Source organism: Paracoccus salipaludis, assembly GCF_002287065.1.
GTDB classification, from domain to species: Bacteria; Pseudomonadota; Alphaproteobacteria; order Rhodobacterales; family Rhodobacteraceae; genus Paracoccus; species Paracoccus salipaludis.
Map to the genome: position 1 here is coordinate 39,602 of NZ_NSJZ01000010.1, position 11,994 is coordinate 51,595.

The following is an 11,994-nucleotide window of genomic DNA, read 5'->3' on the forward strand; positions in this document are numbered from 1 at the left end:
GGACATCGATGGATCAGGACGCACCCCGGGCCAGGGAACGCAGGCTGGCGCGCATCAAGCTGTCGGACCAGGTGGCCGAGGACATCCGCCGCCGGATCGCGCGCGACCGCCTGCGCCCCGGCGACCGCCTGCCCCATGAACGCGCCCTGATGGACCATTACGGCTGCTCGAAGGGCACCATCCGCGAGGCCCTGAAGGCGCTTGAGGTCGAGGGACTCGTGCGCATGGTGTCGGGGCCGAACGGCGGGCCCGAGATCCAGGACGCCTCGATCGACGTGATGACCCAGCAGTTGCGGCAGTATCTGCATTTCCAGAAGATCGACTTCGGCCAGGTCTACGAACTGCGCACCTCGCTGGAGGTCATCCTGGCGCGCAACGTCATCGGCAAGCTGACCGAGGATCACCTTCGCCGGCTCGAGGAGAATGTCCGTCTGTGCGAGCAGGCGAACAGCGCACGCGACCGCGCCCTGGTCCGCAAGGCGGAAACCGAGTTCCACGACATCCTCTGCGAGGCATCGGACAACGTGATCCTTGTGCTGATGTGCCGCTTCCTGAACAGCATGCTGCGCGACCTGGTCAGCTATCGGTCCGACAGCATGCGCGAACACGAACTGTTCGGCAGCCACAACATCGAAAGCCACAAGGACCTGCTCAAGGCCTTTCGCGCCGGGGACGCCGAGGCCGCGGCCGAGGTCATGCGCAACCACATGTGCTGCGCCGAAAGCTTCATGCGCCGGCTGGACGCATCGTTCAACTCGGATCTGCTCAGCCGGTCCTAGGGTCCGGCTTCCCTTCTTCGGCGGGATCGCCGGAACCTTCGCACCTGAGCAACGACAAGGAGAATGCCAGTGACCGACCTTGAGCTCGCGCAGAGCCTGGAAGCGCGCCGGACAGAGGCCATGCAGGCCGGAGACGCAGACGCCCTGGAAAGGATGTTCGACGACGAGCTCGTCTATACGCATTCCTTCGGCAATCGTGACAGCAAGGCCGAGTTCATCGACAAGTTCCGCCGCGGCGGCTTCGTGTATCACGAGCTTCGCAACACGGTGGATCAGGTCTCAAGAAGGGGAGATGTCCTGATAGTCACGGGCGCCATGTGGTCGCGCGCCACCGTGGCCGGGACAGACCGCATCATCGACAACGTGGCAACGGTGGTCTGGGCCAGGAAGGAAGGCGAATGGAAGTTCCTCGCCTTTGCGCCGACGCCGATCAGGTCGTGACCGCCCGAGTCCGGATCGACCTGATCCTGCGGGTTCCCCTGCCCTCGGCAACCTTTCCGTCCGGGTCCCGCCCGAACAGGAGATCCGGGCAAGGCAGTCGGCTTTCCTTGCGACGCTTGCAAGGTCGCGGACAGCATCACCGCTGACAGGCCGTCCGAAGAAAATTCCGGCATGTCAAAAGGATTGCCGACGCCTGTCCCGCCGGACCGCCGCAGGGGAATGATTGCGGCCAGGTGCGGCGTGCAATACCCTCCGCCGCGGTGCAACCTCTCCTCTGCTGAAAGAACCGCATGTCCACGTCTGCCAAGCTTCGCGTGCTGATCGCCGAGGATGAGGTCCTCGTCTCGATGTTTCTCTCAGATCTGGTCGAGGACGCCGGTTTCGAGGTCGTGGGCGTCGCTCGCACCGCGTCCGAGGCGGTGGAAATGGCGCAGCAGCACCGACCCGACATCGCGCTCATGGATGCCAACCTGAAGGGCGGGTCCACGGGCGTGTCCGCGGCCGAGACCTTGGTTCGCGGTCAGGATATCTCGATCATCTTCATCTCCGGCGACAGCGGCCTTGTCCACGATCCGGCCGTTGCCGCGCTGAAGCCGGTCGCGGTGGTGGAAAAGCCCTGCATGCCCGACGAATTGACGGCCGTGCTGCACCGCGCCGCCCGCCTGCGCAACGCTGCCTGAAGCCCCGACCAGACGCCGGACACCAAGACAACCATGCCCCAGAACCTGACCCAGACCGACGGCACCCCCGTTGCCCTGACCGCGGCGTTGCGTGCGCTCGCCCGCGGCGATTTCTCGATCACGCTGCTCGAGGATGGCGACGACGCGCCGCTTGCCGAAGCCTACAACATGCTGGCCGACCAGAATCGCGCCCTCGTCGGCGAACTCGCACGGCTGCAGCACGCGGTTGTCCAGGAAGGCCAGACGAACGAGCGGATCCATCTGGAGGGCGCCACGGGCGGGTGGCGCGAGGCCGTCGATTCGGTCAACGGCCTCATCCAAGGCAGCATGCTGCACGGGGAAGGGATCACCCGCGTCGTCCGCGCCGTGGCCGAGGGCGACCTGTCGCAGTCCGTCCCGCTGGAGTTCGGCGGGCGGCCGCTGAGGGGTGACCTGCTGCAGACGGCCGACGCCATCAACACGATGGTGGACCGGCTGAAGTCCTTCGCCTCGGAGGTGAGCCGGGTCGCCCGCGAGGTCGGCACCGAGGGCAAGCTGGGCGGGCAGGCGCGGGTCGAGGGCGTCGCCGGGACCTGGCGCGACCTGACCGACAACGTGAACGCCATGGCCTCGAACCTGACGGGGCAGCTGCGCAACATCGCCGATGTCACGACCGCGGTCGCGCGGGGCGACCTGTCCAAGAAGATCACGGTGGACGTCCAAGGCGAGCTGCTGGCGCTGAAGAACACGGTCAACACCATGGTCGATCAGCTGAACGCCTTCGCCTCCGAGGTGACGCGCGTCGCGCGCGAGGTCGGCACCGAGGGCAAGCTGGGCGGGCAGGCGCGCGTCGAGGGCGTCGCCGGCACCTGGCGCGACCTGACCGACAGCGTCAACGGCATGGCGGGCAACCTGACCATCCAGTTGCGCGACGTGTCCAAGGTCGCGACCGCCATCGCCTCGGGCGACCTGACCCAGCAGATCACCGTCGATGCCCAGGGCGAGATCCTGCAGATCAAGCAGGTCATCAACACGATGGTCGAGCAGCTGTCGTCCTTCGCGTCCGAGGTGACGCGGGTCGCCCGCGAGGTCGGCACCGAGGGCATCCTGGGCGGCCAGGCCGAGGTCGAGGGGGTCGCGGGCACCTGGCGCCGGCTGACCCAGAGCGTGAACGGACTGGCCACCAATCTGACCAACCAGGTCCGCGAGATCGCCGAGGTCACGACCGCCGTCGCGCGGGGCGATCTGTCCAAGAAGATTGCCGTCGACGCCAAGGGCGAGATCGCCGAGCTGAAGAACACCATCAACACGATGGTGGACCAGCTTTCCGCCTTTGCCTCCGAGGTGACGCGGGTCGCCCGCGAGGTCGGCACCGAGGGGCGGCTGGGCGGCCAGGCGCGGGTCGAGGGCGTCGCCGGCACCTGGGCGGACCTGACCGGCCGCGTGAACCAGATGGCCGAGAACCTGACCGGCCAGGTCCGCAACATCGCCGAGGTGACGACGGCCGTTGCCCGCGGCGACCTGTCCAAGAAGATCACCGTCCAGGTCCAGGGCGAGATGCAGGAACTGAAGGAAACCATCAACACGATGGTGGACCGGCTCAACCGCTTCGCCTTCGAGGTGACGCGCGTCGCCCGCGACGTGGGCACCGAGGGCAAGCTGGGCGGCGAGGCCCGCGTCGAGGGTGTCGAGGGCACCTGGCGCGACCTGACCGAGAACGTGAACGGGCTGGCCTCGAACCTGACCGAACAGGTCCGCAACATCGCCGAGGTCACGACGGCCGTGGCGCGGGGCGACCTGTCCAAGAAGATCACCGTCGATGCCAAGGGCGAGATCCTGGCGCTGAAGAACACCATCAACACGATGGTGGACCAGCTGAACGCCTTTGCGTCCGAAGTCACGCGGGTCGCCCGCGAGGTCGGCACGCAGGGCAAGCTGGGCGGGCAGGCGCAGGTGCCGGGGGTGGCCGGGACCTGGGCCGACCTCACCAACAACGTCAACCTGATGGCCGACAACCTGACCAACCAGGTGCGCGGCATCGCCCGCGTGGTCACGGCGGTGGCGAACGGGGACCTGAAGCGGAAGCTGACGCTGGACGTCAAGGGCGAGATCGCCGAGTTGGCCGAAACCATCAACGAGATGATCGACACGCTTGCGACCTTCGGCGACCAGGTCACGGACGTCGCCCGCGAGGTCGGCATCGAGGGCAAGCTGGGCGGACAGGCGCGCGTTCCGGGCGCCTCGGGCCTGTGGCGCGACCTGACGGACAACGTCAACCAGCTGGCCGCCAACCTCACCACCCAGGTGCGCGCCATCGCCGAGGTGGCGACCGCCGTGGCTGAGGGCGACCTCACGCGCTCGATCTCGGTCGAGGCCAAGGGCGAGGTGGACGCCCTGAAGAACGACATCAACCGGATGATCACCAATCTGCGCGACACCACAGAGGTCAACCGCGAGCAGGACTGGCTGAAGACGAACCTGACGCGCTTCACCCGCCTGATGCAGGGCCAGCGCGACCTGGAAACCGTCTGCAACGTCCTGCTGTCCGGTCTTGCCCCGCTGATCAACGTCCAGCACGGGGCGATCTGGCTGGCCCACGAGGACAGCGATGGCGCCGTCTTCGAACTCGCCGCGACCTACGCCATGACGGAGCGCAAGTTCCTGGCCAGCCGCATCCGTCCGCGCGAAGGGCTGATCGGTCAATGCGCCGTCGAGCGCGAGCGCATCCTGCTGACCAACGTGCCCGGCGACTATGTCCGCATCCGCTCGGGCCTGGGCGAGGCCGCGCCGCTCAACATCGTCGCGCTGCCGGTGCTGTTCGAGGAACGGGTGCTTGCGATCATCGAGCTCGCCTCGTTCAACCGCTTCACCGAAACGCACGTCGCCTTCCTCGACCAGCTGGTGGAATCGATCGGGGTCGTGCTGAACGGGATCAGCGCCTCGATGCGGACCGAGACGCTGCTGAGCCAGTCGCAGATCCTCGCCTCGGAACTGCAAAGCCAGCAGGACGAGCTGCGGTCGTCGAACGGGCGGCTCGAGGAGCAGGCGACCCGGATGCGCGAAAGCGAGGAGATGCTGCGCCAGCAGCAGGAGGCGCTGCGCGTCAAGAACGAGGAGCTTGAGGAAAAGGCCGAGCAGCTTGCGCTGACCTCGAAATACAAGTCCGAGTTCCTGGCCAACATGAGCCACGAGCTGAGGACGCCGCTGAACAGCCTGCTGATCCTGTCGAAGCTTCTGGCCGAGAACAGCCGCGGCAACCTGTCCGAGAAGCAGATCGAGCAGGCATCGACCATTCACGCGGCGGGCGACGACCTGCTGCGGATGATCAACGACATCCTAGATCTTTCCAAAATCGAGAGCGGCACGGTCGTGCTGAACCTCGAATCCATGCGCTTCGGCGACTTTGCCCAGGCGATGGATCGCCAGTTCCGCGCCATGGCCGAACAGAAGGGCCTGGATTTCACGATCGACCTGGCCCCGGACCTGCCGGCCGCCATGACGACCGACAGCATGCGCCTGCAGCAGGTCGTCAAGAACCTGCTGTCGAACGCGCTCAAGTTCACCGAACGCGGCAGCGTGCGGATGGATGTGGCGATGGTGCCGCCCGGCCAGAGCTTCCGCAATGCGCGCCTGGCCGCGGCGACCCGCCGGGTGGCGATCACCGTGACCGACACCGGGATCGGTGTCGCACCGGCCCAGCAGCAGGTGATCTTCGAGGCGTTCCAGCAGGCCGACGGCACCACCTCGCGCCGCTACGGCGGCACCGGGCTTGGCCTTTCGATCAGCCGCGAACTGGCGACGCTTCTGGGCGGCGAGATCAGGCTGGAATCGACGCAAGGCAAAGGCAGCCGTTTCACGCTGTATCTGCCGCTCGAGAACGGCCTGGCCGAACCCGAAGCAGACGAGATCCTGCCCTGGCCGGCCGCCCCGGTGTCCCTGCCCGCCCCCTCTGCTTCTGCGTCCCGGCCTGCGCAAACCGCCGCGCCCGAAGCGGCCTCGTATCTCGTGCGGACCGAAGCCGATGCGCCGTCCGGTTCGGGCACTGGAAACGGGTCTTCCGCCGAGATTTCGTCCGATGCCGGACGGATCGGCGGCCCGGCTTCCGCGGTTCCTGCCCCGCTCGGCGCCTCTCCGCGCCGCAACGGCGGTCGTCCGCTGGTGGCCATCGTCGAGGACGACCCGGTCTTTGCCGGCATCCTTCAGGATATCGCGACCGAACGCGGCTTCGCCGGCCTCATCATCGGACGCGGGCGCGAATTGCCCTCGGTGATCCGCCACCAGCGGCCCGACGCGGTCAGCCTCGACATCCAGTTGCCGGACGTGGACGGCTGGGCGCTTGTCGACCGCATCACCACCGATCGCGAGATGCGGCACCTGCCCGTCCATCTCATCTCGGTTGTCGATGACGAGGAACGGCTGCGGGGTCGCGGCATCGAATATTCCGGCAAGCCCGTCAGCCGGGAACGGCTGATCGAGGTCTTCGACAACCTCAAGGCGCAGGCCACCCGGCGCAGCTGGAGAGTGGTTCTGGTCCGCCCCAACGCCCGCCTGACCGCCGAACTGCGCGCCCTGCTCGAGGCGGTCGACGGGCTGGTGGTGGACGAGGTCACGCCCGGCAAGGCGGCGGCCGCTCTTCAGTCGCCCGCCGATGCCGTCCTGATCGTCGCGCCGACCGCCGACAAGGCCGTCTGCGAGCTTCTGGCGGCGCTGGCCGGACGGCGCGAGCCGCTGCCGGTCATGGTGGGCCTTGACGCGGCGCCGGGCGCCGAAGCGGCGGCGGCACTTGCGCGTGCGGGGGCCGAGCTGGTGATCCGCACGGACGCCGGGGGCGAGGGTCAGCTGCTCGACAGGCTCGTGGCGACCCTCAAGCTGCGCTGGGACAGCCTTCCCGAGGCGCTGCGCGCGGCCATCACCGCCGTGCGGACGCGCGACGAGCTGCTCGACGGCCAGCGGGTCGCGGTGATCGACGACGACATCCGCAACATCTTCTCGATGACCGCCCTGCTCGAGGATCACGGCATCGAGGTCGTGAGCGCCGAAAGCGGCGCGGCGGGGCTGGCCCTGCTGAACGCGCAACCCGAGCTTGCGGCCGTTCTGGTCGACATCATGATGCCGGAGATGGACGGCTACGAGGTGATCCGCAGAATCCGCGCAGATGCCCGGTTCCGTGATCTTCCGCTGATCGCCGTGACGGCCAAGGCGATGGCCGAGGACCGCGAGCGTTGCTTCAACGCCGGGGCCTCGGACTACCTGTCCAAGCCTGTCGAGAAAGAGGAACTGATCGCGGTGCTGCGCACCTGGGTCAAGCGCCGCAAGCCGCGGGGGTCGACGCCGGGGACCCTGGCGTGAGCGCCGCGGCGGCCGACGCGCCTGCCCGGATCCTCGTCGTCGACGACGACGAGGCCAACCTGATCGCCGCGCAGGCCGTGCTGGCCGACCTCGGCCATCCGGTCGTCACCGCGACCTCCGGCGCCGAGGCCCTGCGCGCCGTGCTGCGGCACGAGTTCGCCGTGATCCTGCTGGATGTGCGGATGCCGGGCATGGACGGATACGAAACCGCCGAACTGATCCGGCAGCGTGAACGCTCGCGCCACGTGCCGATCATCTTCCTGTCCGGCGTCGACAAGGAAACCTCGCACCAGTTCCGCGGCTATGCCGCCGGTGCCGTCGATTACGTCCTCAAGCCCGCCGAGCCGCTGATCCTGCGGTCCAAGGTCCAGGTCTTCGCCGAGCTTTATGAACAGCGCCGCCAGATCGCGCTGAAGGCCGAGGCCGAACGCAAGCTCATGGCCGAGAACCTTGCCGTGCGCGCGCGCGAGGCCGAGGTCGCGCGCGAGCTTGAACGCACGCTGATGACGCAGGCGCTGGTGCTGGACGCCCTGCCCTTGGCCCTTTTCGTGATCGAGCCGGGCGAGGATGCCCGCCGCTTCGTTGGCGGCAATGTCCAGGCGCTGTGCGGGGGCCATGACGACCTGGACTTTGCCGTCGGGGACTGGATGGACCGCGTCCACCCCGACGATCGCCCGCGGCTGGCGGCGGCGCAAAGCGCGCTGCCCGACACCGGAGGCTACGAGATCGAATACCGCATCCTGTGCGGCTCTGAAGAGCAGTGGATGATGGAGCACGCCGCTGCCGGGGACGAGGGCGAGGACGGCCTGATGATCTCGGGCGTCATCACCGATGTGACAGGCCGCAAGCGGCTTGAGGAACAGCTGACCCACGCGCAGAAGCTCGAGGCGATCGGGCAGTTGTCGGGCGGGGTCGCGCATGACTTCAACAACATGCTCGGCGTCATCATCGGCTCGCTGGACCGGGTGCAGGCCACCGCCGAACTGGACGAGCGCAGCCGCGGGCGGCTCGGCCTCGCGCTGCAGGCGGCCCAGAGCTGCGCCGACCTGACCAAGCGTCTTCTGGGCTTTGCCCGTCGCCAGAAGCTGCAACCGCGCGAGCTTGACGTGACCTCCGAGATGGGCCGCCTTCGCGGCCTGTTCGAGCGCGTGCTGGGCGAAACCGTCACCGCCACGCTGGACATCCCGGCGGATCTGCCCCCGGTGTGGCTCGATGCCTCGCAGTTCGAAGGGGCCATCGTCAACCTAGTGGTGAATGCGCGCGACGCGATGCCGGAAGGCGGCACCCTGGCCGTCTCGGCGCGGCTGGTGGACCTGGACGCAGGCGAAGCGGCAATGGCGAACCTGCCAGCCGGTCCCTTCATCCGCCTGTCGGTCGCCGACAGCGGCACGGGCATGGACGCCGAAACCCAGGCGCGCGCGCTGGAACCCTTCTTCACGACCAAGGGCCCCGACAAGGGAACCGGGCTCGGGCTCAGCTCGATCTACGGCTTCCTGCGCCAGTCCGGAGGCGGGCTGCGTATCGAAAGCGAGCCGGGCGCTGGCACCGCCGTGCACCTGTACCTGCCGCCGATGCAGAACCCCGAGAGTTCCCGGGAAGAAGCGCCACGTGCCGCAGCAGCGGACCTGACCGGATTGCGGATAGCCTTGGTCGAGGACAATGACGCGCTGCGCGACGTGACCTGCGCCATGCTGAACGAGATGGGCTGCGGGGTGACCGGCTTTGCCAGCGCCGACGCGGCGGCGGATGCGCTGGATCTCGCGTCCATCGACCTGCTGGTGACTGACTGCGTCATGCCGGGGCAGTTGAACGGTCCCCGGCTCTGCGAACTGCTGCGCGAACGTCGCGATGATCTGCCCGTGCTCTTCATTTCGGGGTTCCGCGCGGATGCCGAGGAATTGCCGACCCGCGCAACGGCTCTGCTGGCCAAGCCCTTCGACGCCGCTCAGCTTCGGGCAGCAATCGGGAACCTGCTGAAGCCGGCATGATCCGGCGCCGAACACGGCGACGCCCGGATCGATGAGCCCTTGTCGGCGGCAGGACCGGCGAAGGCCCCGCTTGCCGCCCGGTTCCTGAACAGGGCTGCGGAAGCACAAGGCAGTCCGCGACCTGCGCTGCCCGTCCCGCGCCGTGCGGCGGGTCGCCCGGGCGCATGTGTTCGCCTTGTCCGGCGCCGACAGGCTTTCCGTGACGGATGCCCTTCCGGCTGATGGAAAAATGCCCCGGCGCTGTCCTGCCAGACTCGGATGCTTCGCTTGGAGGAAGGATCAACCGGGGGTATCGTCAGGAGGATCGCCGGCGGTCGGATCGGAGCAACCGGATGGATGCGACAAAGATCGGCATCTTCTGCCTCGGGCTTTTTGCCTTCGCCATGGCAGTTCTGGGCGAGCTTTCGCTCGGCTTCGCCCTGGGTTCGATGGCGGCGGTGGAAGCGCACAGCACGCCCGGCTGGGGCATCCGCATGCTGGGGCTGATCGACCTCGCGCTTGCCTGGACGCTTGCACTCATGGCGGTCGAGATCATCCGCCCTGTGGGCCAGCTTGCGAAGCTCCAGGGGTTCGTGACCCTCGTGCTGTCGATCTTCGGCATCCTTGCCGGGCTGCTGCTGATCTTCACGACGCTGTCCTTGCTGATCCTGATGGTCTCGCTGCTGCTGGCATTTCCCTTCGGGACCGCCGTCTACATGGCCGCATGGGCGGCTTTTCCGGCAGACGCCGCGCAGGCGACATTGGCGCTGCTGATGATCTTCAAGCTGATCGGCATCGCGCTTTTCATGGTGGCCACCCCGGGGCTGCTGAAGAACAAGGGGCTGATCCTGCTGCTGGGGCTTTCGGTCGGGCTGACCTTCCTGACCGGCCTTCTGATCGGCTTCGTTCCGGGGGTGGTGGCGGCCATCGCCGATGTTCTCGGCGCGCTTATCTCGGCGGTCGCGGGGACGATCTGGATGGTGGTGCTGCTGGTCGGCGCGATCGGCTCTGTCCTGCGCGCGATCCGCAGCACCGTCACCTGAGGCAATCGCCTTCCGCGTGAAACTAACAGTGCGATGAAGGCCGGGATCTGATAGACATAAAGCAAGCTTCTGTTTCGCTGGAGTCGTTCCGATGTCCGTTGAAGCGCTGATGGAATGGGTGAGGCACCATGCCGGCGGTGCTTCGGTTCATCTGCGCGGAACGGGGGATGACCCGGCCGAAGGCGTCAGCCTGGCGCTGGTGGCCATCGATCCTGCCGCATCCTTCGGAACCGGCACGCTGAGGATCGACCTGACCTATCGCCTGACCGTGCGGCTGGCGGATGCGGGCGCGGCGAACGATCTGCTCTGCGACATCGCCTTTGCCGCGATCGACGCCCCGGGCCTTCCGGGGGACGGCGACTCACTGCGCCGCCCGATCCGGCTGCTTGCGCCGGCAGAGGCGCAAAGTCGCCATGGCCCCGTTTCCGAACCCTGCCTGCACCTCGTCCTCACCGTCGAGCGTCGGCGGGAGATGACGCCCGCGCTTCCGGTCAGGGAACGCATTCTCAGAAGCAGCCAGGACGTGCCGCGGCTTTCCGCGGGTCAAGGAAGGTAACGCAGCGGGCAAGGGAGGATTGCCGAGATGCCCGAGTATCTGACGCCAGGCGTTTATATCGAGGAAGTGTCCACGGGCGCGCGGCCGATCCAGGAGGTGGGCACCACCACCGCGGCCTTCCTTGGGCTTGCGCCCGACCCTGCCGCCAAACCGGGCGAGGCTCACGCCGTCACCAGCTGGCGCGACTTCACGCGGATCTTCGGGGGCCAGGCGGGGGTCTCGACCCCTCTCTCGCATGCGCTGGCGGGGTTCTTCCTCAACGGCGGGCAGCGGGCCTGGGTGGTGAACACCGGTCCCGGCGGCGGGTTCGAGGAAGGACTGCACGCGCTGTCGGCCGTGGACGAGATCTCGATGATCGCGGCGCCCGGCCAGACGGATGCCGCCGTCCACGACCTTCTGCTGACCCATTGCGAGCAGCTGGGCACCCGTTTCGCCATCCTCGACGGCCCGGCCGAGGCGCACAACCTGTCGCTGCTGATCCGCGTGGCCAGCCTGTCCGCCGGGGACCGCGACGAGGGCGAGGGCGACGGGTCCGGCGGCATGCGCTCGCGCGAAAGCGAACGCGGCTACGGCGGGCTTTATTTTCCTCATCTCGTCGTGCGCGACCCCTTCGACTCGACCAAGCTCGTCACGGTGCCGCCCTCGGGGCATGTGGCGGGAATGTTCGCGCTGAGCGACATGCGGCGCGGCGTCTTCAAGGCGCCGGCAAACATGGTCGTGCGCGGCGCGCTGGGACTGTCGCAGCGCCTGACGGATGCCGAGCAGGGCGTGCTGAACCCCGCGGGCGTCAACGCCTTCCGCATGTTCACCGGGCGCGGGATCGTGCTGTGGGGGGCACGCACCCTCGCGCCTGCCGCCAGCGAATGGCGCTATGTCCCGGTCCGGCGACTTTTCATCATGGTCGAGGAAAGCATCCGCCGCGGCACCCAGTGGGTCGTGTTCGAACCGAACGACGAGCGGCTGTGGAAAAGTATCCGCCGCGACGTCGGGGCGTTCCTCATGCTGCTCTGGCGGGACGGGGCCCTGCAGGGGGCGACGCCCGAGCAGGCCTTCTTCGTCAAGTGCGACGCCGAGACCAACACCCCCGACGAGATCGCCGCCGGGCGCGTGGTCATCGAGGTCGGGCTGGCCCCGGTCCGTCCGGCCGAGTTCGTGATCTTCCGCATCGGCCAGACAAGCGCCGAACTGCCCTGACCCGCG

The 11,994-nt window shown here is 67.8% G+C and carries 8 protein-coding genes; all 8 read left to right on the top strand.

The features are described from left to right. Nucleotides 1-8 precede the first annotated feature (8 nt). The 8 genes from CK240_RS11880 to CK240_RS11915 all read left to right on the top strand — a co-directional run bounded on the left by CK240_RS11880 (nucleotide 9) and on the right by CK240_RS11915 (nucleotide 11,988). On the top strand, nucleotides 9-779 hold the full coding sequence (locus tag CK240_RS11880) for a FadR/GntR family transcriptional regulator (RefSeq protein WP_095640563.1): 771 nt from the start codon (nucleotides 9-11) through the stop codon (nucleotides 777-779). 69 nt (nucleotides 780-848) lie between these two features. After that, nucleotides 849-1,220 (top strand): nuclear transport factor 2 family protein, encoded by a 372-nt coding sequence (locus CK240_RS11885; protein WP_167650035.1) that lies wholly within the window; start codon nucleotides 849-851, stop codon nucleotides 1,218-1,220. Between the two features lie 314 nt (nucleotides 1,221-1,534). After that, a complete protein-coding gene (locus CK240_RS11890) occupies nucleotides 1,535-1,900 on the top strand; it encodes a response regulator (RefSeq protein WP_167650036.1) in 366 nt (121 codons plus the stop codon). A 33-nt stretch (nucleotides 1,901-1,933) separates the two neighbouring features. Continuing rightward, nucleotides 1,934-7,228 carry a HAMP domain-containing protein gene (locus tag CK240_RS11895; RefSeq protein WP_095640566.1) on the top strand — a complete coding sequence of 1,765 codons (5,295 nt, stop codon included), beginning with the start codon at nucleotides 1,934-1,936 and terminating at the stop codon, nucleotides 7,226-7,228. After that, entirely contained in the window at nucleotides 7,225-9,216 is a 1,992-nt protein-coding gene (locus CK240_RS11900; RefSeq protein ID WP_167650037.1) for a response regulator, read from the top strand. The genes CK240_RS11895 and CK240_RS11900 overlap by 4 nt, the downstream gene beginning before the upstream one ends. A 332-nt stretch (nucleotides 9,217-9,548) precedes the next feature. After that, nucleotides 9,549-10,238: a hypothetical protein gene (locus tag CK240_RS11905; RefSeq protein ID WP_095640568.1), complete on the top strand. Its 690-nt coding sequence runs from the start codon at nucleotides 9,549-9,551 to the stop codon at nucleotides 10,236-10,238. A gap of 91 nt (nucleotides 10,239-10,329) precedes the next feature. Beyond that, nucleotides 10,330-10,794: a hypothetical protein gene (locus tag CK240_RS11910; RefSeq protein ID WP_095640569.1), complete on the top strand. Its 465-nt coding sequence runs from the start codon at nucleotides 10,330-10,332 to the stop codon at nucleotides 10,792-10,794. A 27-nt stretch (nucleotides 10,795-10,821) separates the two neighbouring features. Then, on the top strand, nucleotides 10,822-11,988 hold the full coding sequence (locus CK240_RS11915; RefSeq protein WP_095640570.1) for a phage tail sheath family protein: 1,167 nt from the start codon (nucleotides 10,822-10,824) through the stop codon (nucleotides 11,986-11,988). The last annotated feature ends 6 nt before the right edge of the window (nucleotides 11,989-11,994 follow it).